Here is a 24,076-nt window from a genome sequence, read left to right as displayed (position 1 = left end):
ACCGGCCGCACTGGCGGCGCCGGGCACGCCGAGCGCACCGACCGTGTCGGGGGTGCAGGCCGCACCGGCAGCGCAGGACGCGCCGGGCACGCCGGCCGCCCTGGCTGCACCGGCCGCACCGGCTGCACCGGCCGCACCGGCGGCGCCAGCCGCGCCGGGCGCGCCGAACGCACCGACCGCGCCGGGGGCGCATGCCGCCCTGACCGCACCGGCCGTGCCAGCCGCGCCGAGCGCGCCAGCCGCGCCGGCGGCGCAGGCCGCGCCGAACCCACCGGCCTCGTCGGCCGCCCCGGCCCCCTCTGTGCGTCCCGTCGAGGAAGTCGCCATGCTTCGGGCGATCGGGCTCGCCGCCGCCGCGTTGGGCCGGACCAGTCCCAACCCCGTCGTCGGGTGCGTCCTGCTCGGGCCGGACGGGTCCCCGGTGGGTGAGGGGTTCCACCGGGGAGCCGGACAGCCGCACGCGGAGGTCGAAGCCCTCGCCGTCGCGGGAGCCCGGGCGCGGGGGGCGACCGCCGTCGTCACGCTGGAGCCCTGCGCGCACCAGGGCCGTACCGGACCGTGCGCGGACGCGCTGCTGCGCGCGGGCGTCGCCCGGGTCGTCTACGCGGTGCCGGATCCGAACCCGCACGCCGCGGGCGGTGCCCGGCGGCTGCGCGAGGCCGGTGTGGAGGTGGTCCCGGAGGTCCTGCGCGCGGAGGCCGAGCGTGGCAACGAGCTGTGGCTCACCGCCGTTCGCGCCGCCCGGCCGTGTGTGACGTGGAAGTTCGGCGGCAGCCTCGACGGCCGGTCGGCGGCGCCCGACGGGACCTCCCGGTGGATCACCGGACAGCGGGCGCGGGAGGACGTGCACGCCCTGCGCGCCGCGCACGACGCCGTACTGGTCGGCTCGGGGACCCTGCGTGCCGATGACCCGCACCTCGGTCTGCGGCACGCGGTGTCCGGCCGGCCACCGCTGCGCGTGGTGCTGGACCGGGCCGGCGCCGTCCCGTCCCACGCGCGCGTGCTCGACGACGCCGCCCCCACGATGGTCGTCATCGGCCGAGGCGCCCCGCGGCCCCGGCTGCCGCGACGGCACGAGGTGCTGGAAGTGCCCGTCGTGGACGGCGATCTCGACATCCGGGCCCTGACCGGCGAACTGTACGAGCGGGGCGTGCGCTCGGTGCTGCTCGAGGGCGGCGCCCGGCTGGCCGCGGCCTTCGCCGCCGCCGGCCTCCTCGACCGGGTCGTCGCCTATGTGGCGCCGCTGCTGCTCGGCGCCGGAGGCCGCCCGGTCCTGGACGACCTCGGGATCCGGACACTCGATGACGCGCTCCGGCTGCGCCTCGACGAGGTGAGCCGAGTCGGTGAGGACGTACGGCTCGTGCTGCGTGCCCGGCCGCTGCCCGGGGAGCCGGTGTGAGGCCCCGGGTCGCGGTCGTCTACCACAGCCGCCGGGGGACGATGCGCGCCCTCGCGCTGGCGGCGGCCGAGGGCGCGCGGGCCGGCGGAGCCCGCGTACGGGTGCTGAGGGTCGCGGACGAGGGCGCGGACGAGGGCGTGAACGAGAACGGCCGGTGGCCGGAGCCCCTCGCGGGGCCCGACGACGTGCTGTGGGCGGACGGCCTGGTCCTCGCGACGCCCACGTACTTCGGCAACGTGTCCGCCTCCTTCAAGCGGTTCCTGGAGACGACCAGCCCGCTGTGGCGGAAGGGACTGCTCGCGGACCGGCTGGTGACCGGGATGACGGCCTCCACCTGCACGCACGGCGGCCGGGAGGCGACGCTGCTGTCGCTCCATCAGACCGCGTACCACTGGGGCTCCTGGGTGGTCGGGGCCGATCCGGCGGACCCGGTGTTCCGCTCGGCCGGCGGCAATCCGTACGGCGTGTCGGTGGAGCCCCGGCCGCGCGGCACCGACGGGGCCGGGACCGGAACCGGCATCGCGACCGCCGTCGGCGCGGCCGAGCAGGAGGCCGCCCGGGCGCTGGGCCACCGGCTCGCCGAGCTGACGGCGCGGGCGCGTCCGGCGCCCGCCGCGCCCACCGTCCCGGGCCCGGTCAAGGTGACCGTCGTGCACTGCGCCGACAGCGGGCCCGCCCGCCTGCTGGCGCAGGAGTGCGCGGCGGGTGCCCGCTCCGTGGGGGCGCGGGTCCGGTTGCGGCGGGTCGTCGGCACCAGCGGGCCGGCGCGTGCGGAAGCGGCCGGGTGGAACGGGCCCCCGGCGGCGCTCGCCACGCCCGCGGACGTGGCCTGGGCGGACGCGGTGGTGTTCGGCGGGCCGGCGCGCGTGGGCGCCATGGCCCCGCCGTTGCTGGAGTTCCTCCAGTCGCTGGAGCCGGCCGCCGGCCCCGGCCCGCTGTCCGGCAAGCCCGCGAGCGGCTTCGTCGCGACCGCGCGCCCGCACGCCGGCAGCGAGTCGGCGCTGCTCGCCTTCCACCATGTCCTGCTCCACAGCGGGGCGGTGGTGGTGCCACCCGGCTACACCGACCCGGCGGTGTTCACGGCGGGCGGGAATCCGTACGGCACCTCGCACCCGCTGACGGCGGGCGACGTGCCGACGCCGGCCGTCCGCGAGGCCGCCCGGCACCAGGGGCGGCGCGCGGCGCTGAGCGGCGACCTGCTGCGCCGTGCCACGGACGCGAGCACCGAAAGCATCCCAAGCACCGAAAGCATCGAGAACACCAGGGTGATCGCATGACGAGGAGGTCGACGAGGTGAGTGCGCAGCGCGATGCACTGCAGTACGACGAGATCGGGGAGACGTACGAGGGGTTCAAGGCGCTGCCCCTGGCGCGCTACCCCGAGCGGGCCAGTTTTCTGCGGCTGCTCGGTGACGTCCGCGGCAGGTCCGTGCTCGACCTGGCGTGCGGCACGGGCTTCTACACCCGGCAGATCAAGCGCCTCGGCGCCGCGGACGTGCTCGGGGTCGACATCTCGGGCGAGATGGTGGCCGCCGCCCGGCGCATCGAGGAGCACAGTCCGCTGGGCGTGCGCTACACCGTCGGTGACGCCGCCGAACTCCCGGTCCCCGAGCGCCCCTTCGACGTGGCGACCGCGGTATACCTGCTCAACTACGCCGATGACGGGGCCGCCATGGAGCGCATGTGCCGTGGCGTGCACCGGAGCCTGGTGCCGGGCGGCGAGTTCCTCGTCCTGACCCAGGCGCCCGACTTCCGGTTCGACGGGCCGTCCACCGGCAAGTACGGCTTCCTCTACGTGCCGGTGGGGGAGGGGGCGACCGGGCCGCGCGTACGCATCACGGCGCTGCTCGACCCGCCGGTCGAGTTCGTCACGAACTACCCGCGCCGCGAGGTGTACGAAGAGAGCCTTCGGGCCGCGGGTTTCGCCGAGGTGACGTGGGTGCCGCTGGAGGTGCCCGCCGAGGGCGCCCGGGCCCTGGGTGAGCCGTACTGGGCGGACTTTCTCGCCAATCCGCCGCTGGTGATGCTGCGTTGCCGCGCCTGACGGACATCGTCGGCCACGCATGAGGGGGCTCCGCGGATCACCGCGGAGCCCCCTTCGTATGGCCGGCGATCAGGTGACCGACGGTCACTTCACCGCGGCCGTGGGGCGAAGCCGCCGGGAGAGGAGGATGCCGAGCAGCGCGAGGGCGGCGGTGAGGGCGAAGACGCCGAACAGCGCGGTACGGGTGGTGGAGTCGTAGTGCTGCGCGATCGCGATCGCCGCACCGCCGAGCCCGGCGATCAGGGCCGTGGCGAGGGTCTGGGCGAGCTGGAGCGCGCTGCTGACCTCGCCCTGCCGCTCGGCCGGCGTCTGCTCCAGGGTGTCGGTGGTGGCGGCGTTGAACGCGACGCCCATGCCGAGGCCGCCGATCGCCCAGCCCAGTACGGCGATCCAGGCGGGGACCGACTCGGTGAGGATGGCGAGGGCCATGACGGCCACGCCGGCCAGCAGCACGGCGAAGCCGAGCGCGACGCCGGTGGTGCGGCCGCCCTGGCTCCGGCCGTCCCGCTTCGCCTGCCACGCGGACCCCAGCACCCAGGTGATCGCACCCGCGGACAGACCGAGACCCGCCTCGGTGGCGCTCGAACCGCGCAGTTCCTGCAGGCCGAGCGGCAGGAACGCCTCGCTGCCGAAGTAGACACCGCAGAGCAGACCGCGGATCACGACGCCCGCACCGAGGCCGGCCCGGGCGCTCAGGGTGCCCTCGGGCGTCACCTGGCGCAGCGCCGGTACGGCGATGGCCACGCCCACCAGGGCGAGGACGACGAGCAGGGCGATGTTCTCGAGCAGCAGCGCCTGCAGCAGCAGGCCGGTGCCCACGGTGAGCAGGACGGCGCCGGTCAGGGGGCTCTTCCACCAGGGCAGGGCCGCGGCGGCGGGGGCCCCAGGGTCCGGCGTGCCCGCCGCGCCCGCCGTGTCGCGGGAGCGGTCCAGCCGGCGCAGGCCGGGGAGGGTCAGGACCGCCGCGATCACGATGAGCGGGAGCATGAGCAGGAAGACCGCGCGCCAGTCGGTGAGGTCCGACAGCGTGCCGGCGACGACGGGGCCGATCAGCGAGGGGATGGTCCACGCGGAGGACAGCAGGGCGAACATGCGCGCCCGCAGATGCTCCGGGTAGGCCAGGCCGATCACCGTGTACGCCATGGCCATGACGGCGCCCACGCCCAGTCCCTGGGTGAACCGGCCGAGGAGGAACAGGGGCCAGGAGGTGGCCGCGCCCGCCACCGCGCAGCCCACGGCGAAGACGGCCAGGCCCACGGCCATCGGCCGCCAGGGGCCGTTCCGGTCGGCGGACCGGCCGCCGAGCACCGTACCGATGATGTTGGCGAGCATGAGCGCGGACAGGCCCCAGCCGTACGCGCCGAGGCCGTCCAGCTTCCGTGCGATGTCGGGCAGCACGGTGGCCACCCCGAGCGATTCGAACGCGACCATGCTGACCGACAGGATCACGCCCAGCGTGAGCGCCCGGTAGGGCCCCGCGAAGACGCTCTCCGCGGGCTCGGCCCGCGTGGCGGCGGCTGGGCCCGGTGACCCGCCCGATCCGCTCGACCCCTCGGCCACTTCGTCGACACCGTGAGACATGGAGTCACTCCTTGAGCCATTTTCGTTTCGTGCCGGAACGGAACGGTGGTGAGCATACCTATACTGGCGCCATGGTGAACACCCCGAACGCCGCCGAGACCGACGTGCGGACCCCTGGCGGGCAGCGCACCGGGCGGCCCCGCGACAGCCGTATCGACGTCGCCGTGCCCAGCGCGGTGATGGAGATCCTCAACGAGGCGGGCTACGGGAAACTGACCCTGGAAGCGGTCGCCGCGCGGGCCGGTACCAGCAAGCCGGCCCTGCGCCGCCGCTGGCGGTCACGGCAGCACCTCGTGGTGGACACGCTCGCCGCGGCGATCGGCACCACCCCCACCCCGGACACCGGTTGCACGCACTGCGACCTCATCGCCGGCATCGGCACGCTCAGCCAGGCGTTCACCCACACCGTCGGACGGCGGGTCCTGCCCGCCCTGGTCGCGGACCTGGCCGACGACCCGGAGCTGGAGTCGGAGTTCCTGGAGAAGTTCTTCCATGTGCGCCGGGCGTCGACGGCCGAGGCGCTGCGGCGCGGGATCCAGCGCGGGGACATCCGCCGGGACGCGGACATCGACCTGCTCCTGGACATGCTGGCCTCCACCACCTACTACCGGGCGCTGTTCGGGCACCTGCCGGTCACCGCGGCCCTGGCCGAGGACGTGGTCGAGGTCGTGCTCTCCGGAGTGGCCACCGACCGGTGGCGAAGCCGGCACCGGGGGCCGGACGGCGTCTGAATCGCACCTTCACGCACCACGAGCGACAACGAAACCCTGGGGCGAAAAGGGAGTTGCTGTGCTCAGTCGAGATGGCGAAGTGTCCGCCCTGGAAGAGGCGCTGGCCGCGGCGGCCGGCGGAATGGGCGCCAGCCTCCTCATGGAGGGTGGCATCGGCAGCGGAAAGTCCTATCTGGCGCGGGCCGCCCTGAGGACGGCCCGGGCCAGGGGTTTCGAGGTGGTGTCGGCCCGGGCCCGGCAGGCGGAACGAACACTTCCGTACGGGGTGTGGCATCAGGTGCGCGACCAGCTCCTGGGCGCCCACGAGGGCCCCGAGAAAAACCGACCGCCCGAGTCGTCCGCGGTGACCTCGGCCGCCACGCCCGAACCCGCCACGCCCGAGCCCGCCACGCCCGAGGCCGCCGCGGCCCGGCTGCACCGCCTCCTCACCGCACACGCCACCCGTAAGCCCCTGCTGCTCGTCGTCGACGACCTGCAGTGGACGGACGCCCGGTCGCTCCACTGGCTCGGTCACCTCATGGCCCGCCTCGAAGGGCTCCCGGTCGCGCTGCTCGGCACCCTGGCGCGGGACCACACGGAACCGGGCGACGAGGAGCCGCAGGGGCCCGACACGACCTCGGTGGCCGGGGTCGCCGCCGAGTTCCACCGTCGCGTGGTGCTGCGCGGACTGAACGTCGACGCCGTCGGCTACCTGCTGTCGTCCTCCTTCGGCGTACCGATGGACACCGGCCTCGCCCGCGCCTGCCACGCGAGCACGGGCGGCAATCCGCTGCTGGTCCAGGCCCTGCTGCGGGAGTTGCAGCGCAGCGGCGTCGGCCCGGGGGAGCTGTCCGCCGAGCGGATCGCCGAACTGGGGTCGGCGGAGGTGGCGGAGACGTTCGTCGCCCGCTTCGAGAGCTGGTTCCCGGGCATCGGCCGGGCCCTCGGCACCGTCGCGATCCTGAGCCGGGCACACTCCGCCGAACTCGTCGCCGAACTGGCCGGTCTCGACCCCGGGGAGACCGCCGACGCCCTCCACACCCTCGTCCGCTCCGGCGTGCTGGAGGCGACCGAGGAAGGCGTCACCTTCAGCCGTCCCATGGTCCGCACCTCGTTCCTCGCCGCCATGCCGCCCAGCGAACGGGCGCGTCTCCACGCGGAGGCGGCCAAGGCGCTCCATGCCGCGGCCGCCCCGCGCGAGGAGATCACCGCCCACCTCCTGCGCTCCGACCCCGTCTGCGCGCCCTGGGCCTGCCAGATCCTCGTCGACGCGGCCGACGCCGCCCTCGCCGCCGGAGCCCTGAAGGAGGCCCGGGCCTGCCTGGAACGCGGCATGGAGGAGTGCGGGGCGGAACGCGAACCGGAGCTGCTGCGGCGGCTCGGCCATGTCGAGCTCGCCGACGACCTCGACGCGGCCGTGCCCCGGCTGCGCTGCACGCTCGACCTCATACCCCAGGTCGGCGACCGGCGGTCCGCCGCGCTCGCCGACCTCGTCCAGGCCGTCGTGCTGACCGGTGACATCCCCGAAGCCCTGCGCATCATGGAGACCGAGGTCGCCGCCCTCGAACGGCAGGACGCGGAGAAGGAGTTACGTACCGGCACGCGTGCCCTGCTGGAGCTCCTGCGCCTGATGGACGGCCGGAGCACCCGGCCCGGGCCGCCGGCGTCCCGGGCGGCGCTCGCCGAGGTCGCCCGTACCCCCTGGGTCCGGCGAGCCGAGGCGGCGGTGCCCGCCCTGCACGCCCAGTGGCGGGGCAGGCGGCGGGAGGAGGCCGTCTCGCTGGCCCGCCTGGCGCTCAGCGAACCGGTCGGGACCGTCAACGAGGACGCCGCGCTGCGGATCGCCCTCCTCCTCGTCCTGGCACGCGCCGGGGAACACGAGGAAGCGCGGGAGACCTGCCGGGCCCTGCTCGCCCAGGCGACGGCCGAGGGCTCGCACACCGTGGCCGCCCTGGCCCGGGCCGCGCTCGCCGAGTGCGCGTTCCGGATGGGCCGCCTCCAGGAGTCCGCCGAGGCGGCGTACGAGGCGCTGGAACACAACCCGGTCGTGCCCGGCCGCGAGTGGCTGGGGTCCGCCCACGCCCGCTGCTGGCTGGGGGCGGCCCTCCTCGAGTCCGGCGACCTCGAACAGGCCCAGCGGGTCCTCCTCGACGACGGGCTCCCGAGCTGCCCGCCCGGGATCACCCTGCCGGGCCTGCTGTTCCAGCGCGGCCGGCTGCACCTCGCGGTGGGACACGCCAGGGCGGGCCTGGCGGACCTGGAGGAGTGCGGCCGCCAGCTGCGGCTGCGCGGCTGGGCGGACTCCGTCGTGTACCCCTGGCGCTCCGAGGCCGCCCTCGCCCACAGCCGCCTCGGCAACGTTGCCACCGCGGACCGCCTCGCCCGCGAGGAGCTGGACCTGGCCCGCGCCTGGGGCGCCCCGCACGCCGTCGGGGCCGCCCTCCGCGCCCTCGGCCTGCTGGCCGGCGGCGACCGACGGGTCACGCTCCTCGCCGAGGCGGCCGGGATCCTCCGGGAGTCCGGCGCGGCGCTCACGGAGGCCCTGACCCTGGGCGACCTCGGCCGCGCCTCCATGCGCACCCGCAAGGTCCGGAAGGCCCGGGAGCAACTGCGCGCGGCCATGGCCCTGGCCGAGAAGTGCGGGGCGACGGCGCTCGTCCGCGAACTGCGTCAGGATCTGATCGAGACGGGCGCCCGGCCGCGCCGGGACCGCGAGACCGGACCCGCCTCGCTCACCCCGGCCGAACGCCGTACCGCCCTGCTCGCCGCCGGTGGACTGACCAACCAGGAGATCGCGAACCGGTTGTACGTCACGCGTCGCACCGTGGAGATCCACCTGAGCAGGGCGTACCGGAAACTGTCGATCTCGGACCGGCGCGAGCTGAACGGAATGATCCAGGACGACACGCCCGCGCCCCCGCCACCCGCCCAGCGCCGCGCACCGGCCACCGCCTCGACCCGGTCCTGTGCCTGAGCCGGGGCCTCAACCTCAGCACTCGATGATGTTCACCGCGAGCCCGCCGCGCGCGGTCTCCTTGTCCTTCACCTTGGGCTGACGACGGACTCCCCGGCCTCCAGCCGCACGCCGGCGTAGGTGTGCCGCAGACGTGGAACATGACCGAGCGGGACAGCTCGAAGACGGGGTACCTGCGGACCCGCCCGCCGTAGTGCCGGACCTTCTCGCCCACGACCTTGAGCACGCCGGCGGCGAGGGCGGGCTTCCAGGTCCGCTCGTTCAGAGTTCGCCGGGCCAGTCGGCGTCGTCGCGGATCAACGCGCGGGCCAGGGAGCGGTAGAAGAGGAGCACACCGGGTTCCTTGGGGGAGAGGTGGCCCCGCTCGGCGAAGCGCGAGCCGGCTCCGCGCTGGACCGCCTGCAGGCCGCGCCGGTCCTCGCCGTTGATCACGGCGGCGTAGGCTTCGGCCTCCTTGCGGACGGCCTCGCGGTCCTGGCCCTCGATCATGGCCGAGGGCATCAACACCCCGCCCCGGACCAGGGTGCGGTCGATCGCCGACGGGATCAGGCTGAGCCAGATCACCATGTCGCCCGAGGCGGCCAGGCTGCCCGAGGGGAAGACGAAGAAGCCGTACAGATGGGCCCGCTCCTCCTCCGTGAGGTCCAGGATCACCGGCTCCAGCGGCGTCGAGTACCGGACCCGCATGCTGTCGGCCCACGGCGAGTCCGCGCGGACGGTCGTCTCCGCACCGCCCGGTGTGGTCGGCTGGAGGGTCTCCGGGTGGAAGCCCATGACGTGGTAGTTCTCGTGCGCGTTCTCGACGGCGATCTTCCAGTTGCAGTGCCATTCCTCGGTCCACCCGGCGACCTGGGTCAGCTCCGGCAGCCGGTAGTTGGCCAGGTCCTCGTCGATCCGCCGCAGGTGCGGCCCCAGTGGCTCGGCCGAGGCGTCGAGGTTCACGAAGACGAACCCCCGCCACTCCTCCACCGCGAACCGGGGCAGCCGGCACGTGGCCGGATCGAAGGCCGGATTCCGCTTCATGTGGGTGGCGCCGACCAGACGGCCGTCCAGGCCGTACCGCCACAGGTGGTACGGACAGGTGAACACGTCCGTGCGACCCGAACCCTCCTCCACCACCGGCATCAACCGGTGCCGGCACACCGGCGACAGCCCGCGCAGCACCCCGTCCTCGCCCCGGACGACCACGACCGGCTCGCCCGCCACCGAGAGCGCCACGTACGCCCCGGACTCCGCGAGCTCGTCCGCGTGGGCCACGAGCACCCAGGAACGCCCGAACACCCGCTCCCGCTCCGCCTCCCACAACTCCGGTGAGGTGAAGGCCGCCGGCGGCAGGCTCAACGCCTCCGCGTCCGGCCCCAGATAGCGCTCCAGCTCCGCCACGATCTCCCCGACGTCCACGTCGGCCCTCCCTTCGTCCGGGTCCCGCGCAGGTCCGGCTCGGTCCCTCTTCGATCCCGTCCGGCCGACGGTGACCGCGATCCCGTCCGGCCGACGGTGACCGCGCGCGCTGGGGAAACGGTCGCCGCCCGATCGAGCAGGCACCGCACCGCCTCCACCCGTCCTGGGCGGTTTCTCCAGCCGGCCTTCCGACGATCCGTCCATGTACGGCGCTGACCTCACCGAGATCCACGATCTGATCCACGAGAGCCGCGGCAAGGACTACGGAGCCGAGGCACGGGAGTTGACCCGTCGCGTGCGTCGGCTGCGGCCGGACGCGAGCTCCCTGCTCGACGTCGCCTGCGGCACCGGAGCACATCTGCGCCACTTCGCCGAACTCTTCGACCGCGTCGCGGGGCTCGAACTGTCCGAGCCGATGGTCCAGGCCGCGCGCCGCGCGCTGCCGGACGTCCCCGTCCACGTCGGCGACATGCGCGCCTTCGACCTCGACGGCCGGTTCGACGTGGTCACCTGCATGTTCGGCTCCATCGGCTACGCGACCACCGAGGACGAACTCCACGCGGTCCTGGCCGCGTTCGCCCGCCACCTGAACGCGAAGGGGGTGGTGGCGGTGGATCCCTGGTGGTTCCCCGAGACCTACCTCGACGGACATGTGTCGGCGGACGTGACGACCGCGGCGGGCCGGACGGTGGCCCGGGTCTCGCACTCTGCCCGCGAGGGGACCGCGTCCCGGATGGAGGTCCACTACGTGGTGGCCGACGCCCGGGACGGCGCCCGGCACTTCACCGAGACCCACCACATCTCCCTGTTCACCCGCGAAGCCTACGAGACCGCGTTCCGCGCGGCCGGCCTCGCCGTCGAGTACGTCCCCGGCCCGCACTCCGGCCGGGGCCTCTTCCTCGGGGTCGCCCCGTGAGACCCGTACCGCAGGGCCACGGGACGGGGCCGTCGCCGCGGCGCTCCGGACCCCTTGACGACCCGTCCGACGACTCTTGGCTGGGGGCAGCATGCGCGTCCTGTTCGTGACCTCTCCGGGCCTCGGCCACCTCTTCCCGACCATCCCCCTCGCTCAGGCCTTCCGCGCGGCCGGCCACCGCGTCCGGTACGCCACGGGTGGGCTCAGCCTGGCCGCTGCCGAGGCGGGCTTCGACGTCGTGGACGTCACCCCCGGCCTGGACTACCTGCCCGTGTACATGCCGCAGGAGCCCGGGGCGGCCGACGGCACGGCCGACCACCCGATGTTCGCCGAGGACCCAGAGGACGCCGAACTGGCCACGCTCTTCGCCAGGGTGTCCGGCGTCATGGTGGACGGTGCGCTGGCGGCGGCCCGCGACTGGGCCCCCGACCTGGTCGTCGCACCGCCCCTCCAGGGCGCCGGCCGGCTCCTCGCCGCCGCGCTGCGCGTCCCGCTGATCGAGCCCCGTCTCGGCTCGTACGACAGCGGTGCCCGCCTGCGCACCTTGCTACGGGCCGGCATGGAACCCCACTGGGCCCGTCACGGTGTCACCGACGAACCCCCGGCCACCCTGCCCCTCACCACCCTCCCGCCGAGCCTCACCGCCCTGCTCCCCGAGGACCGCCGCACCCCCGAGGCCCGGCCGCTGCGCCACGTGCCCTACAACGGCGGGGCCGTCCTGCCCGACTGGCTGAGGGAACCCGCACGCGGGCCGCGCATCGCCGTCACCCTCGGCACCATCGAGGCCCAATGGGGCGGCATCGCGATCCTCGGTCCGCTCATGGAGGCGGCCAGGGGCCTGGACGCCGAGTTCGTCCTGACCCTCGGCGGTGGCGACCCCGAGCTGCTCAAAGATGTCCCGCCCAACGTCCGCCTGGTCGACTGGGCCCCGCTCGACCTCCTCCTGGACGGCTGCGACGCGATCATCCACCACGGCGGCAGCGGAACCATGCTGACGGCCGCCGCCGCCGGCCTCCCGCAGTGCGTCATCCCGCGCGGCTCCTACCAGCAGACCGGCGCGGACCTGCTGCCCGCCCGCGGCATCGGGATCGTGGCGGAGCCCGGGACTCTCGGCGCCGCCGAGTGCCGGACGCTGCTCGACGACGTGCGGCTGCGCGTGAACGCCCGGCAGGTCAAGGAGGAACTGCTCGCGATGCCCACCCCGGCCGAGACGGTCGGCCGACTCGTCGCATCCATCGGGTGAAAGCCCTCCCACACGAGCGAGGAAGACGATCACATGCTGACATCCGCAGATCTGACCGAGAGCGGCCTGCCCACCGAGGAGACCCTCCGCCGCTACCGCGACCAGGGATTCGTCCACCTCCGGTCGGTGCTCTCCGCCGACGAGGTGGCAGGCTTCCGGGCCGCCGCCGAGGAACTCCTGGCCAAGGAGGGCCCCGCGACCTGGGGTGCCTCCGATGACGAGACCCAGGTCCACTACGTCGAGGCGGCCTGGCGCAAGCATCCCGAGCTGCGCCGCCTCGCCCTGCACCCCGTGGTCACCCGGATCGCCGAAGGACTGGCCGGCGGGCCGCTGCGGCTCTACGGCACCGACGTGCTCAAGAAGGACCCCCATGTCCACCTGCCCACCGTCGTCCACGACGACGAACCGGGACTGCCGCTCGCGGGCCTGACCCGGACGCTGACCGCGTGGATCCCCCTGGTCGACGTGCCCGTCGACCGGGGCTGTCTGATCTACGTCCCCGGTTCGCACCGGCGCGCGCCCGAACACCGTCAGGTCCACCTGGCCGACTTCCAGGACTACCGGCCGATGGAGGAGGTCTGGCCCGCGTACCCGTTCAGCCCCCGGGTCTCCGTCCCGATGCGCGCGGGCGACGTGGTCCTCCACGATTTCCGCACCGTGCACATGGCCGGGGTCAACACCGACGGCGAGCGTCGGCTCGCCTTCGCGTCCGTCTACATGGACTCCGACGCCACCTACCGGCCCGGGGTACAGGACCATCCGGTGGCCCACCTGACACCGGGCGCGCCCGTGGACGGGGACGACTTCCCCCTGATCGCCGCCGACCCCGGCACCACCCCGTGACCACGGCCCTCGCGGAGCTGGGGGAGCGGCTGCAGCGGGAGTACGGGACGCTCTGGCTCCACCGGCTCAAGGGCGACCCGTACGCCGCCCTGCTCTGCGACATCGACGACGACCCGGGCCCGCTGCGCGCCCGCGTTCGGGCCGCCGGGCGGCTGTGGCGCTCGGGGCCGGGCCCCTGGGTCACCGCCGACCCGGCCACCGTCGCGGCCCTGCTCGCCCATCCCGCCGTCGCACACGTCCCGGCGCTGCCGGGGGAGGCCGGTGTCACCGCCGTGGACGCCCCGGACGTCGGCCCCCTGTGCGCCCGGCTGCTCGACGCGGCGGGACCGGAGTTCGATCTCGTCGCCGACTTGGCCGAGCCCCTGGCGACGGGCGCGCTCGCCGAGGTGTGCGCGATCCCCGAGCCCGAGCGCGGCCGGTTCGCCGAGGCCGTCGCGGCCTGCGGGACGGTCCAGGACGCGGTGGTGTGCCCGCAGCGCCTCGACACCGCCCGGCGCCTGGCCCCGGCCCTCGACACGCTGCGCTCCCTCCTCGACGTCGCCCCCGGCGCGACGGGCCCGGCGACGGTCGCGATCGCCGCCCGCACCGGCGCCGACCTCGTCGCCCGCACCGCCCTGGCGGCCCGGTCCCCCCTGCCGGTGCACGAGGTCGGGCCGACGGTCGAGGAGGTCCTGCGCGCGGAACCGCCCACGTGGATCGCCGCCCTTGAGGCGAGCGCCGACCTGGAGCTCGCCGGGGCCCGCGTCGCCTCTGGGGAGCGGATCGCGGTCCTGCTCGACGGCGGGACCGGAGCGGAGGCGGTGCCCGCCCACCGCGCCCTGGCCCCGTTCCACCGCGCCCTGGCCGAGGCCGTGCTCGCGGCACTGCGGGACCGGACCGCCGAACTCCGCCCCACCGCCCCCGCGGTGCGCAGGCCCCGGGCACCGCTGACCCGTGGCCCGGCCCGGATCCCCGTACGGGTGACGGCCGCGCCGACGACGAGGAGAGGAGCAGAGCGATGAGGGTCCTGTTCACGTCGCTGGAAGGCAGCCACTTCCAGCTGCTCGCCCCGCTGGCCTGGGCACTGCGGACCGCCGGCCACGAGGTGCGCGCCGCCTGCGTCCCCGGCGTGGTGGAGACCGTCACCCGGACCGGGATCACCGCCGTCCCGATCGAGAGTCCGCCGTGGTACGAGGGTCTCGGGGAGTTCCACCGGGAGGGCATCGCCCACTTCGGCACCGCCGACCAGGACCGGGACCCGGAGCACGAGGAGACCTGGGAGGAGCAGCTCGGCTACGAGAGCGTCATCGTCCCCGCCCTCAACTCCCGCCTGAACTCGGACACGATGATCGACGAGCTGGTGGCCTTCGCCCGCCACTGGCGGCCCGACCTGGTCATCTGGGAGACGCTCTGTCTGGCCGGTCCGATCACGGCGCTCGCCGTCGGCGCGGCCCACGCCCGCCTGGTCTCCGGACCGGAACTGGCCATGCAGCTCGGTACCCGGCGGACCTTCCTGCGGCTCGCCGCCGAGCAGCCGCCCGAACACCGCGAGGACCCCACGGCGGAATGGCTGGACTGGACCCTGGAACGCCTCGGCGCCGGCGTCCGGTTCGACGAATCCGTGCTCACGGGCCAGTGGACCGTCGACACCCGCCCGGCGAGTCTCCGCGAAGTCGTGGGCGTGCCGACCGTCCCCGCCCGCTACATCCCGTACAACGGGCGGTCGGTCGTGCCGGCCTGGCTCCGTGAGCCGCCGGCCCGGCCCCGGGTCTGCCTCACTCTCGGGGTGAGCATCGACAGCGGCTACGACCTGTGGGACCTCGACACGATCCTCGTCGGCATGCTGGACGCCCTCGCCGGGATGGACGTGGAGGTCGTCGCCGCGCTCTCCGAACGGCAGCGCGCCCATCTGCCGCCGCTCCCGGACACCGTGCGCGTGGTGGACCACGTCCCGATGCACGACCTGCTGCCGACCTGCGCGGCGGTCGTGCACCACGGCGGCTACCAGACCAAGGCCACGGCCGAGTTCCACGGCGTGCCCCAGCTCCTCCTCACGGGATGGGAGTGGGTCACCGAGTCGATGGGCGCGGCGTACGAGAAGCAGGGCAACCTCCTCGCGCTCCCGCTGCGCGAGTTCACCCCCGAGCGCTTCCGCGAGAAGGTCGCGCGCGTGCTGGAGGATCCGTCGTTCGCCGAGCACGCGCGGCGGCTGCGGCGGGAGACCGAGGAGATGCCGACACCCAACGAGGCCGTCGCCGAGATCGAGCGGCTGACGGCCCGGTACGGAAAGGAACGGCGAGGAGCATGAGGCTCGCGGAGATCATGGCGGAGCTGGGGCGGTACCTGGACGACGACGCCCCCGAGCTGAGCGTGCCCCCTGCGGCCTTCACCTCGCCGGAGCTGTGGGAGGCGGAACGGGAACGGGTCTTCGGACGGTCGTGGCTCCTTGCCGCCCATGTCGACGATCTCGCCGCGCCGGGCGCGTCCGTGACCCTCGCGCCGGCCGGCCGGCCCGTCACCGTGACCCGGGCCGAGGACGGGACCCTGCGGGGCCGGTCCGCCCTCGGCCCGCACCGGCCGGCCCCGGCGGTGGAGGAGTGGCGGGGGTTCGTCTTCGTCAACCCCGACGCGTCCGCCGAGCCGTTGGCCCCGCACCTGCGGCGGATCGGCGAGGAACTCGACGCGTACCGGCTGCCGGAGATGACGCGGATCGCCGGCTGGACCGAGGAATGGCACTGCAACTGGAAGATCGCGGTCCAGAACGCCCACGAGAACTACCACGCCATGGGCCTCCACCCCACCACCGTGGCACTCATCACCCCACCGGGCGGAGCAATGGAGGTGCGCGCCGAATCCCGCTGGGTGACCCGGCTCCTGAGCCCCTTCCGCGAACCGCTCGCGGCCACGGCGCTGCCGCTCTCCGACGAACAGCGCGCCACCATGTACAACTGCGCGGTCTTCCCCTGCGGCAGCCTCGCGGCCTTCGGCGACTCGGTCGTCTGGATCACCATGATCCCGCTGACCGTCGACCGGATCGAGGTCCGGGGCGGCGTGCTCATGCACCCCTCGGCGCTCGACGGCCAGGACCGCGACGCGCTCCGCGAGCAGAACGAGGAGGGCGCCGCGGTGGTCAACCGGGAGGACCGGCTCGGCATGGAGGCGGTCCAGCGAGTGGTCGGCTCCCGTTTCGCCGAGCGCGGCCATCTCTCCCCGAAGGAACCCGGGGTGATGGCCTTCTACCGCGGCCTCGCCCGGGCGCTGGTGACCGACTGACGAGCTGCCTCAGGCAGCCGGCTTCTCGAAGGCCCTGGGGTCGAAGCCGCCGAGCTCCGCCAGGGGGATCACCTCGAAACGGAGGTGCGGGCTCAGCGGGTTCCCGTACAGCAGGCTGTTCAACTCCTCGTGCGAGTCGACCTCGTAGATCAGCAGGCCGCCGGAGGCGCCGACCCGGATCCAGTTGTGCCGGATCACTCCCTTGTCGACCAGCCCGGTGATGTACGCGAAGCCTTCGGGCAGCCGGCGCCGGAACTCGTCGGCGGGGATTCCGGTCGGGGACTGGGTCGCAAGGACGGCGAACAGCGCCATCGTTCCTCCAACGCTCGGGGTCTCGACGCGCCCGAGTCTCGGTCGAACCGGTCACCGACGCGTCGACGACGGGTGGAGCGGCCGGCCGGCCGTGACCAGGGGCCCTCGTCGGATGCTCGAACGGGGCGGGGCAGCCTTGACCCCGTGAATCTCCTGGTCACCGGAGCGGCCGGCTTCATCGGCTCGGCCTACGTCCGCAAACTGCTGTCCGACGATCCGGCCGTCCGCGTCACCGTGCTGGACCGGCTCACCTACGCGAGCACCCTCGACAACCTCGACGCGTCCCACCCCCGACTGGAGTTCGTCCACGGGGACATCTGCGACCCCGCGCTGGTCGACCGCCTGATGGCCGAGGCCGACCAGGTGGTGCACTTCGCCGCGGAATCGCACGTGGACCGCTCCATCGAGGGAGCGGAGCCCTTCGTCCGTACCAACGTGCTCGGCACCCAGACACTCCTCGACGCGGCCCTCCGCCACGGCGTCGGCCCCTTCGTCCATGTCTCCACCGACGAGGTCTACGGCTCCGTCGACGAGGGCGCCTGGACCGAGGACAGCCCGCTGAGCCCCAACTCCCCCTACGCGGCCTCCAAGGCCGCCTCCGACGTGCTGGCCCTGGCCCAGCACCGCACCCACGGCCTCGACGTCCGCGTCACCCGCTGCTCCAACAACTACGGGCCCCGCCAGTTCCCTGAGAAACTGATCCCGCTCTTCGTCACCAACCTGCTGGACGGCGAGCCGGTCCCGCTCTACGGCGAAGGCACGAACGTACGTGAGTGGGTGCACGTCGAGGACCACTGTGCCGGAGTCGACCTGGTCCGCACCCGTGGCCGCGCGGGCGAGGTCTACCACCTCGGCGGCGGCACCGAACTGACCAACCGTGAACTGACCGGGCTGCTCCTCGACGCCTGCGGGGCCGACTGGAGCCGGGTCCGGCGCGTGCCCGACCGCAAGGGCCACGACCTGCGCTACGCCCTGGACGACGGCAAGGCCCGCGCCGAACTGGGCTACCGTCCCCGGTACGCCTTCGCCGACGGCCTCGCCGCCACCGTCGCCTGGTACCGCGACAACCGGGACTGGTGGGAGCCGCTCAAACGCCGGCTGCGCGGCCCGGCGGCCACCCCGGACCGGACCCCGCGATGAGGTGGCTGGTCACCGGCGCGGGCGGGCTCCTCGGCCACGAGGTCACGAAGGCCCTGGCGGCCGAGGGCGCGGACGCGGTCGGCCTCGACCGGCGCGCGCTGGACATCACCGACCCGGGTGCGGTCGCCGAGGTCTTCGCCCGGCACCGCCCCGACCTCCTGGTCAACTGCGCCGCCTACACGGCCGTGGAGGCCGCCGAGACCGACGAGGACCGGGCCCTCCGCGTCAACGGGGACGGCCCCCGGCACCTGGCCGCCCTCTGCGCCCGCCACGGCACCCGCCTGCTGCACCTCTCCACCGACTACGTCTTCTCCGGCGATGCCAGGTCCCCGTACGCCGAGGACCACCCCACGGCCCCCCGCAACGCCTACGGGCGGAGCAAGCGGGCGGGCGAGCGGGCCGTCCTCGGCCTGCTGCCGGACCGTGGCGCGGTGGTCCGCACCGCCTGGCTCCACGGGGCACACGGACCCAGCTTCGTCCGCGCCATGACCGAGAGGGCGCGGGCCGGCGGCCCCGTGGACGTCGTGGCCGACCAGGTGGGGCAGCCGACGTGGGCGGCGGACGTGGCGCGGCTCCTGCTCGCCCTCGGACACGCCCCGGGGGCGCGCGGGATCTTCCACGCCACCAACGCGGGCCGGGCCACCTGGTACGAGCTGGCGCGCGAGGTGTTCCGGCTCGTCGGTGCCGACCCCGACCGGGTGCGGCCGGTCCCCGGCGCCTCCTTCGGCGGGCGGGCCCCCCGGCCCACGTACACCGTCCTCGGACACGACCGCTGGCGTGAGGCCGGCATCCCGGCGCCGCGACCCTGGCGCGAGGCCCTGGCCGAAGCCCTGGACCGCCACATCTGACCGCCACATCCGACCGGCGCGCCCGACCGGTACGTCGCCGGTTCAGCCGGCCGACCGGTGACGCGCGGTCAGCTCCTCCAGCACCGGAACCAGCTCGGCGGGCGTGGGCATGGCCCGGACCTCCTCCCGCAACCGCGCCGCGTTCCGCGCGAACGACGGCTCGTCCAGCACCCGCGTCACCAGCTCGCGCAGCTCCTCCGGGGTGAGCGGACCGGCCTCCGAAGGCCGCACTCCCGCCCCCGACCGCTCGATCAGCTCCGCCCGAGGGTGGATGTCCCACAGGTCGTTGGGGACGACGACCTGCGGGACGCCGTGCACCAGCGCGTTCTGCGAGGTACCGAACCCGCCCTGGTGCACGATCGCCGAGCACGACGGCAGCAGCGCGTCCAACGGCACGAAGTCCACCGCCCGTACGTTGTCGGGCACGCGGCCGACCTTGGCCAGCTGCCCGCCGTCCAGGGTCGCCACCACCTCCGCGTCCAGCTCGCCCAGCGCCTCCAGGAGGGCCGGCACGGACGCCTGGTCACCGCCCATCACCTCGCGGAAGGAGAGGCCGAGGGTGAGGCAGACCCGGCGCCGGGCGGGCGGCTCGCGCAGCCACTCCGGCAGCACCGCCCGCCCGTTGTACGGGACGTGCCGGACGGGGACCCACGGCAGCTCCGTGGGCGGACGCAGCGAGGCAGGGGTGGGGTCGACGGTCCACTGGCCGGTCACCAGATCCTCGCTGAACCCGCCGCCGTACCGGGCCGCTGTCCACTCCAGCCACTCGGCGAGTGGGTCCTCGCGCAGCTCCTCGGGCCGCGCGGCGAGCGACACCAGGTGCCGCTCCCGCATGGTGCCCACCAGGTCGAGCCCGTAGAGGAGACGCGCGTGCGCCGCCCCGCAGGCCTGGGCGGCGATCGACCCGCCCATCATGAGCGTGTCCCAGACGACCAGGTCGGGCCGCCACCGACGGGTCAGCGCCACCAGGTCGTCCACGGTCTCCTCGGCCGCGAAGTTCTGGAAGATGGCCGAGGTCATCACCGTGAAGAGGCCGTCCAGGAAGTCGGGGGTCAGCCGCTCGGGCCGGTCCTCCGCCATCCGCATCAGCTCCTGGGCGTCGGGCGGCTCCGTCAGCCGCTCGGCCGCCTTCTCCTGCCGACGCCGCAGCTCCTCCACGGACTCGTCCTGGGCCAGCGGGGGCCCCACCGGGGTCGCGGGCAGCCCGGCCGCGGTGATGGCGTCCAGCAGATCGGGCTGACTGGCGACGCGCACCTCGTGGCCGGCGGCGCGCAGGGCCCAGGCCAGCGGCACCTGGACATAGAAGTGGGGACGGGCGGCCAGGGTCACAAACAGCACACGCATGGCGGCGAGGCTAGGGGCCGGGTCTCGACCGGGCCTCGACTCTCGTTGGTGCCCCGTCGGGGGCGTCGAGCCGCTGTCAGCGGGCGGGCAGCCAGGCCTCGTCGTCGGTGGCGTGCGCCAGGACGCGCTGGAGGAGCCGCCGCAGGGTCTCGGCCTCCTCCGGGCTGAGATCGCCGAGCAGCTCCGCCTCCACCCGCTCCAGCGGCCCGTCGATCCGGGTCAGCAGATACTGCGCCGTGTCGGTGATCTCCAGCCGGCGCGAGCGGTCGTCGGCGCCGGGGCGGCGGCGCACATGGCCCGCCTCCACGAGCTCGTTGACCAGTTGGTGCACCGACTGCCGGGCGATGCCGAGCTGGCGGGCCAGTTCCGCCATCGTCAGCTCGGGCTCCAGCGAGAGCTGGGTGAGCAGGCCGTATTGACGCACCGTCAGGTCGTAGTCGGTCAGCCGCTCGTCGACCCGACGCGTCGCCACCGTGCTCGCCACGGCTAAGAGATAGGGGATGTGTGTCCTCACCAGGGATTCACCTCGACCGTGCGGAGACCGTGATCTTCTCCGTCCGACGGTATGTCATGAGGCGCCGTGCCGCCCGGGAGACCGATGCGCGGCAACCAGCCGTTCCAGGGTCGGGACGATCTCCCCGGGCGTCGGCGTCCCGAGCATCTCGGCGCGGACCCGGGCCGCGTTCCGCGCGAACGACCCGTCATCGAGCACCCGCGTCACCATCGCGCGCAGCCGGCCGGCCGTCAGCTCCTCCGGCGGGCAGGTCAGGGCCACCCCGGCCGCCCGGGCCCGCTCCGCTCGCGGGGTGTTGCACCACATGCGGGCCGGGACCACGACCTGGGGTACGCCGTGGGCCAGGGCGGTCAGGAACGTACCGGCCCCGCCGTGGTGGATGATCGCCGAGCAGCTCGGCAACAGCTCGTTCAGCGGTACGAAGTCGACCGCCCGTACGTTCGGTGGCAGCGGGCCCAACGCGGCGAGCTGTTCGGCGTTGAGCGTGGCCACCACCTCGACGTCCAGATCGGCCACCGCCGCCAGCAGCTCGCCGACCGAGGCCTGGTCCTCGCCGACCACCTCGCGGAAGGAGACGCCGAGGGTCAGACAGATCCGGCGCCTGCCGGGAGTCTCGTCCAGCCAACCGGGCACGACCGCGGTGCCGTTGTACGGCACGTACCGCACCGGGACGCGGGGGACGTGGAGGGGCAGGGCGAGGGAGGTGGGGACCGGGTCGACGGTCCACTGGCCCACCACCAGCTCCTCGTCGAACCCCCGGCCGGGGCCCTCCAGACCGTGCCGCTCCAGGACGTGCCCCAGCCACTCCTCCAGCGGATCGTCCCGCAGCTCCGCGGGCAGCCGGTCGAGGACGTCCCGGTAGCGCTCGCGCAACAGGCCCACCAGGTCGAGCCCGAACATCAGCCGGGCGTGCGCGGCGCCGGAGGCGCGGGCGGCGACCGGACCGGCGTAGCTCATGGTGTCCCAGACGATCAGGTCGGGCCGCCAGTCCCGGGCGTACGCGACCAGGTCGTCGATCATGCGGTCCGGCACCGTGTTCCGATGCACCAGCGGCGTCCACGCGGCGAACACCCCGTGCAGATGCTCCGGAGTCAGCCGCTCGGGGCGCAGCTCGCCCGGATCGAGGACTCGCAGCCAGGCGTCGTCGCGCAGCTCGTCCACCAGGTCCGTGTCGTCCGGGTTCATCTTGGCCGCGACGTGCAGGGGATCGCCGACCGGCACCGCCGTCAGACCGGCCCGGGCGATGTCCTCGGCCACGTCCGGCTGGGTCGCGACGCGGACCTCGTGCCCGGCCGCGCGCAGCGCCCACGCGAGCGGGACCTGAGCGGCCACGTGGGTGGCGGCGGCGAACGGCTGGAACAGGACGCGCATCGGTGCTCCCTCTCGGACGTACGGCGTCGGTCGACGGACGGGATCAGGTGAGGGAGAGCCCGCCGTCCACCGGCACCACCGTCCCGTTGGCGTAGGCGGCCTCCGGCCGGGTGAGCTGGACGATCCACCAGGCCATCTCCTCGGGGCGGCCGACCCGGCCGCTCGGGGTCCGGTGGGCGATCTCCTTCAGGAAGGCCGCGTACTCCGGGTCGGCGCCGCTCCGTTCGGGCCCGCCGGGTCCGGCGATGTCGGTCACGCCGGGGGCGAGTCCCACGACCCGGATGCCGCGCGGGGCCAGCTCGACGGCCCAGGTGCGGGTGAGGAAGTCCAGGGCGGCCTTCGCGGCCCCGTACAGGCCGTTGTCCGGCCAGGACCGCAGGCCGATCGCCCCGGAGGAGCCGATGTTCACCACGGTGCCGGACCGCTGCGCCAGGGGCTCCAGCGCGGCCCGGGTGAGCAGGATCGGGGCCAGGAGGTTGGTGTGGAGCTGCCGTTCGGCCTCCGCCCGGTCCAGGGCGGCCAGCGGGCGGTATCCCATCGCGGCCGCGTTGTTCACCAGGACGTCGAGCCGGCCGAGGACGTCCAGGGCCGTCCCGACGATCCGGTCGGGTGCGTCCGGCGCGGTGACGTCGGCGACCAGAGTCGTGATGCCCGGGTGCCCGCCGGCGGTCTCGGCCAGGGTGGCCTCGGTGCGGCCGACGACGAGCACCCGGTCGCCCCGCTCGGCGAAGGCGCGGGCGGTGGCCCGGCCGATGCCGGTGCCGCCGCCGGTGATGACGATCCCGCGCGCGAAGCCGTCCCCGGACGGCTCCGCGCTGTCGATTCCCTCGGTTCGCGTGGTCATGTCCGGCAGCATCGGCAGCGGCCCTCGCAGGCCCCTCGACGCCCGCGCAGCGAAGCGGACCACCGAGGCCCGGCCGCCGTGGCCGGCGCCGGTCGCCCGGTCGCCGGGCTCAGCCGTCCATCGCCGACGCGACCAGTTCCGTGGCGAGCGCCGCCGGTGACGGGGCCTCCGCGACCTCCTCGCGGAGGCGAACGGCCGCCGCCCGGTGGGCGCCGTCCTCGATCAGCCGCTCGACACCGGCCCGTATCGTCGCCTCGTCCGCCAGGTGCCCGGGCGTGTGCAGCGCCGCACCGGTGGCGGCCACCCGCTCCCCGGTCACCTGCTGCTCCGCCGCGAAGGTCGCGACGAACTGCGGCACCCCCGCCCACAGGGCGGTCAGCGCGCTGCCGCTGCCCCCGTGGTGCACGACGGCGTCACACCCCGGCAACACGGCGGCCAGCGGCAGGTTCTCCACCACCCGGACCGAGGCGGGCACGTCGCCGAGCGCGGCCACGTCCCGCGCGGTCGCGGTCAGCACGACCTCGGCGTCCAGGCCGTCGAGGGCGGCGACGATCCGCGGGAGCAGATAGGAGTCGGGCCCGGAGACCGTGGACAGGGCGGTGGACCAGGTCACACAGACCCGGCGACCCTCCGGCGGCCGGGCGGTCCACGCCGGGGCAGGACCTGCGCCGTTGTACGGGACGTAGCGGACGGGCAGCCGTTCGGCCTCGACCGGCACCTTCAGCGACGGCGGGTTGGGGTCCACCACCCGCTCGATCATGGTCACGTCGAACGTGCCCAGACCGTACCGGGGGAACGCGCCGCTGTGATCGGTGGGGACGATCCGCATGTGGTCGGGGTCGTGTGGGCTCGCCGGGCCCCACAGACACAGCGCCGACGGAACCTCCAGCACCTTCGCCACGAGCAGCCCCTCGAGGCTCCCGGGATCGTGCAGGACCAGCCGCGGCCCCCAGTCCCGGGCGTACGCCACGGCCGCGTCGAAGCTCCGGGCGGCCGAGTCCGCCAGCTCCGGCGCGATCTCCCGCTCGAAGCGAGCGGTGTCGAACGCGTCGAGGTGGTCGACGCGTTCACCGGTCAGCGGGTGCGGAGGCAGCCACGGGTACGGCCAGATCCCCGCCACCGCCTCCGCGTGGTACTGCAGGCGCAGCCGCAGGACCTCCTCCATCCCCCCGAGGACCGGGACGGGCACCAGCCCGGCCCGGCCCACGGCGGCAGCCTGCCCGGGTGCGCACAGCACCCGGACCTCGTGGCCCGCCGCCTGGAGGGCCCAGCCCAGGGGCACCATGGCCGCGTACTGGGTGGGCCACGAGGACACGGTGAACAGAACGCGCACGATCGATT

21 protein-coding genes are annotated in these 24,076 nt (G+C 74.5%); 13 read left to right on the top strand and 8 right to left on the bottom strand.

From position 1 onward, the window contains the following. The first annotated feature begins 325 nt into the window (after positions 1–325). From ribD to ACFYV5_RS07745, 3 genes are read left to right on the top strand one after another with little or no spacing between them, the layout of a single operon-like run. A complete protein-coding gene (gene ribD / locus ACFYV5_RS07755; RefSeq protein ID WP_389165621.1) occupies positions 326–1,399 on the top strand; it encodes a bifunctional diaminohydroxyphosphoribosylaminopyrimidine deaminase/5-amino-6-(5-phosphoribosylamino)uracil reductase RibD in 1,074 nt (357 codons plus the stop codon). Further along, on the top strand, positions 1,396–2,676 hold the full coding sequence (locus ACFYV5_RS07750; protein WP_389165618.1) for a flavodoxin family protein: 1,281 nt from the start codon (positions 1,396–1,398) through the stop codon (positions 2,674–2,676). The genes ribD and ACFYV5_RS07750 overlap by 4 nt, the downstream gene beginning before the upstream one ends. A gap of 16 nt (positions 2,677–2,692) precedes the next feature. Then, the gene (locus tag ACFYV5_RS07745; protein ID WP_389165616.1) at positions 2,693–3,442 is read left to right on the top strand and encodes a class I SAM-dependent methyltransferase; all 750 of its coding nucleotides are present in this window, start codon (positions 2,693–2,695) and stop codon (positions 3,440–3,442) included. An 84-nt stretch (positions 3,443–3,526) separates the two neighbouring features. On the opposite strand, the gene ACFYV5_RS07740 is transcribed toward ACFYV5_RS07745, so the two are convergent. Then, on the bottom strand, positions 3,527–5,023 hold the full coding sequence (locus tag ACFYV5_RS07740) for an MFS transporter (RefSeq protein ID WP_389165613.1): 1,497 nt from the start codon (positions 5,021–5,023) through the stop codon (positions 3,527–3,529). Positions 5,024–5,094: 71 nt separating this feature from the next. Here ACFYV5_RS07740 and ACFYV5_RS07735 point away from each other — a divergent pair, with 71 nt between their 5' ends. Beyond that, a complete protein-coding gene (locus tag ACFYV5_RS07735) occupies positions 5,095–5,754 on the top strand; it encodes a TetR/AcrR family transcriptional regulator (protein ID WP_355107709.1) in 660 nt (219 codons plus the stop codon). Between the two features lie 58 nt (positions 5,755–5,812). Next, a complete protein-coding gene (locus tag ACFYV5_RS07730; protein WP_389165611.1) occupies positions 5,813–8,707 on the top strand; it encodes an AAA family ATPase in 2,895 nt (964 codons plus the stop codon). A gap of 261 nt (positions 8,708–8,968) precedes the next feature. On the opposite strand, the gene ACFYV5_RS07725 is transcribed toward ACFYV5_RS07730, so the two are convergent. After that, entirely contained in the window at positions 8,969–10,108 is a 1,140-nt protein-coding gene (locus ACFYV5_RS07725; RefSeq protein ID WP_389165609.1) for an aromatic ring-hydroxylating dioxygenase subunit alpha, read from the bottom strand. Between the two features lie 202 nt (positions 10,109–10,310). Here ACFYV5_RS07725 and ACFYV5_RS07720 point away from each other — a divergent pair, with 202 nt between their 5' ends. The 6 genes from ACFYV5_RS07720 (at position 10,311) to ACFYV5_RS07695 (ending at position 16,362) form a co-directional block, all read left to right on the top strand. Next, positions 10,311–11,024, top strand: coding sequence for a class I SAM-dependent methyltransferase (locus ACFYV5_RS07720; protein ID WP_389165607.1), 714 nt, complete (start codon positions 10,311–10,313; stop codon positions 11,022–11,024). A gap of 91 nt (positions 11,025–11,115) precedes the next feature. Next, positions 11,116–12,267 (top strand): nucleotide disphospho-sugar-binding domain-containing protein, encoded by a 1,152-nt coding sequence (locus tag ACFYV5_RS07715; protein ID WP_389165604.1) that lies wholly within the window; start codon positions 11,116–11,118, stop codon positions 12,265–12,267. A gap of 33 nt (positions 12,268–12,300) precedes the next feature. After that, a complete protein-coding gene (locus ACFYV5_RS07710; protein WP_355107697.1) occupies positions 12,301–13,110 on the top strand; it encodes a phytanoyl-CoA dioxygenase family protein in 810 nt (269 codons plus the stop codon). Next, positions 13,107–14,111: a hypothetical protein gene (locus ACFYV5_RS07705; RefSeq protein ID WP_389165601.1), complete on the top strand. Its 1,005-nt coding sequence runs from the start codon at positions 13,107–13,109 to the stop codon at positions 14,109–14,111. Before ACFYV5_RS07710 ends, ACFYV5_RS07705 begins: the two co-directional genes overlap by 4 nt. After that, a complete protein-coding gene (locus ACFYV5_RS07700; RefSeq protein WP_389165598.1) occupies positions 14,108–15,397 on the top strand; it encodes an activator-dependent family glycosyltransferase in 1,290 nt (429 codons plus the stop codon). Before ACFYV5_RS07705 ends, ACFYV5_RS07700 begins: the two co-directional genes overlap by 4 nt. Further along, positions 15,394–16,362: an SRPBCC family protein gene (locus tag ACFYV5_RS07695; RefSeq protein WP_355107691.1), complete on the top strand. Its 969-nt coding sequence runs from the start codon at positions 15,394–15,396 to the stop codon at positions 16,360–16,362. Before ACFYV5_RS07700 ends, ACFYV5_RS07695 begins: the two co-directional genes overlap by 4 nt. Before the next feature lie 9 nt (positions 16,363–16,371). Here the strand turns inward: ACFYV5_RS07695 and ACFYV5_RS07690 are convergent, their stop codons facing one another. Next, positions 16,372–16,674, bottom strand: coding sequence for a muconolactone Delta-isomerase family protein (locus ACFYV5_RS07690; RefSeq protein WP_093798937.1), 303 nt, complete (start codon positions 16,672–16,674; stop codon positions 16,372–16,374). A 144-nt stretch (positions 16,675–16,818) separates the two neighbouring features. Between ACFYV5_RS07690 and rfbB the strand changes: the two genes are divergently transcribed. Continuing rightward, positions 16,819–17,814 (top strand): dTDP-glucose 4,6-dehydratase, encoded by a 996-nt coding sequence (rfbB, locus tag ACFYV5_RS07685; RefSeq protein WP_355107689.1) that lies wholly within the window; start codon positions 16,819–16,821, stop codon positions 17,812–17,814. Continuing rightward, positions 17,811–18,662 (top strand): dTDP-4-dehydrorhamnose reductase, encoded by an 852-nt coding sequence (gene rfbD / locus ACFYV5_RS07680; RefSeq protein WP_355107687.1) that lies wholly within the window; start codon positions 17,811–17,813, stop codon positions 18,660–18,662. The genes rfbB and rfbD overlap by 4 nt, the downstream gene beginning before the upstream one ends. 42 nt (positions 18,663–18,704) lie before the next feature. Here the strand turns inward: rfbD and ACFYV5_RS07675 are convergent, their stop codons facing one another. The 5 genes from ACFYV5_RS07675 to ACFYV5_RS07655 all read right to left on the bottom strand — a co-directional run bounded on the left by ACFYV5_RS07675 (position 18,705) and on the right by ACFYV5_RS07655 (position 24,068). Beyond that, positions 18,705–20,006, bottom strand: coding sequence for an activator-dependent family glycosyltransferase (locus ACFYV5_RS07675; protein WP_389165593.1), 1,302 nt, complete (start codon positions 20,004–20,006; stop codon positions 18,705–18,707). Positions 20,007–20,082: 76 nt separating this feature from the next. Beyond that, on the bottom strand, positions 20,083–20,520 hold the full coding sequence (locus ACFYV5_RS07670) for a MarR family winged helix-turn-helix transcriptional regulator (RefSeq protein WP_389165591.1): 438 nt from the start codon (positions 20,518–20,520) through the stop codon (positions 20,083–20,085). Positions 20,521–20,574: 54 nt separating this feature from the next. Then, complete coding sequence (locus tag ACFYV5_RS07665) at positions 20,575–21,891, bottom strand: activator-dependent family glycosyltransferase (protein WP_389165589.1); 1,317 nt, start codon at positions 21,889–21,891, stop codon at positions 20,575–20,577. 43 nt (positions 21,892–21,934) lie between these two features. Further along, positions 21,935–22,735, bottom strand: a complete 801-nt coding sequence (locus ACFYV5_RS07660; protein WP_355107679.1) for an SDR family oxidoreductase — start codon at positions 22,733–22,735, stop codon at positions 21,935–21,937. 109 nt (positions 22,736–22,844) lie between these two features. Continuing rightward, complete coding sequence (locus tag ACFYV5_RS07655; RefSeq protein ID WP_389165585.1) at positions 22,845–24,068, bottom strand: nucleotide disphospho-sugar-binding domain-containing protein; 1,224 nt, start codon at positions 24,066–24,068, stop codon at positions 22,845–22,847. Positions 24,069–24,076: the final 8 nt, after the last annotated feature.

The sequence above is a fragment of the Streptomyces sp. NPDC003035 genome, from assembly GCF_042888285.1.
Classification (GTDB): Bacteria; Actinomycetota; Actinomycetes; order Streptomycetales; family Streptomycetaceae; genus Streptomyces.
This window is presented reverse-complemented; position numbering and strand designations above follow the sequence as displayed.

Excerpts from the sequence above, each read along its gene's own strand:
- ribD (WP_389165621.1), top strand. The coding sequence starts at position 326 with ATGCTTCGGGCGATCGGGCTCGCCGCCGCCGCGTTGGGCCGGACCAGT.
- ACFYV5_RS07740 (WP_389165613.1), bottom strand. The coding sequence starts at position 5,023 with ATGTCTCACGGTGTCGACGAAGTGGCCGAGGGGTCGAGCGGATCGGGC.
- ACFYV5_RS07735 (WP_355107709.1), top strand. The coding sequence starts at position 5,095 with ATGGTGAACACCCCGAACGCCGCCGAGACCGACGTGCGGACCCCTGGC.
- ACFYV5_RS07720 (WP_389165607.1), top strand. The coding sequence starts at position 10,311 with ATGTACGGCGCTGACCTCACCGAGATCCACGATCTGATCCACGAGAGC.
- ACFYV5_RS07715 (WP_389165604.1), top strand. The coding sequence starts at position 11,116 with ATGCGCGTCCTGTTCGTGACCTCTCCGGGCCTCGGCCACCTCTTCCCG.
- ACFYV5_RS07710 (WP_355107697.1), top strand. The coding sequence starts at position 12,301 with ATGCTGACATCCGCAGATCTGACCGAGAGCGGCCTGCCCACCGAGGAG.
- ACFYV5_RS07700 (WP_389165598.1), top strand. The coding sequence starts at position 14,108 with ATGAGGGTCCTGTTCACGTCGCTGGAAGGCAGCCACTTCCAGCTGCTC.
- ACFYV5_RS07695 (WP_355107691.1), top strand. The coding sequence starts at position 15,394 with ATGAGGCTCGCGGAGATCATGGCGGAGCTGGGGCGGTACCTGGACGAC.
- ACFYV5_RS07690 (WP_093798937.1), bottom strand. The coding sequence starts at position 16,674 with ATGGCGCTGTTCGCCGTCCTTGCGACCCAGTCCCCGACCGGAATCCCC.
- rfbD (WP_355107687.1), top strand. The coding sequence starts at position 17,811 with ATGAGGTGGCTGGTCACCGGCGCGGGCGGGCTCCTCGGCCACGAGGTC.
- ACFYV5_RS07675 (WP_389165593.1), bottom strand. The coding sequence starts at position 20,006 with ATGCGTGTGCTGTTTGTGACCCTGGCCGCCCGTCCCCACTTCTATGTC.
- ACFYV5_RS07665 (WP_389165589.1), bottom strand. The coding sequence starts at position 21,891 with ATGCGCGTCCTGTTCCAGCCGTTCGCCGCCGCCACCCACGTGGCCGCT.
- ACFYV5_RS07660 (WP_355107679.1), bottom strand. The coding sequence starts at position 22,735 with ATGACCACGCGAACCGAGGGAATCGACAGCGCGGAGCCGTCCGGGGAC.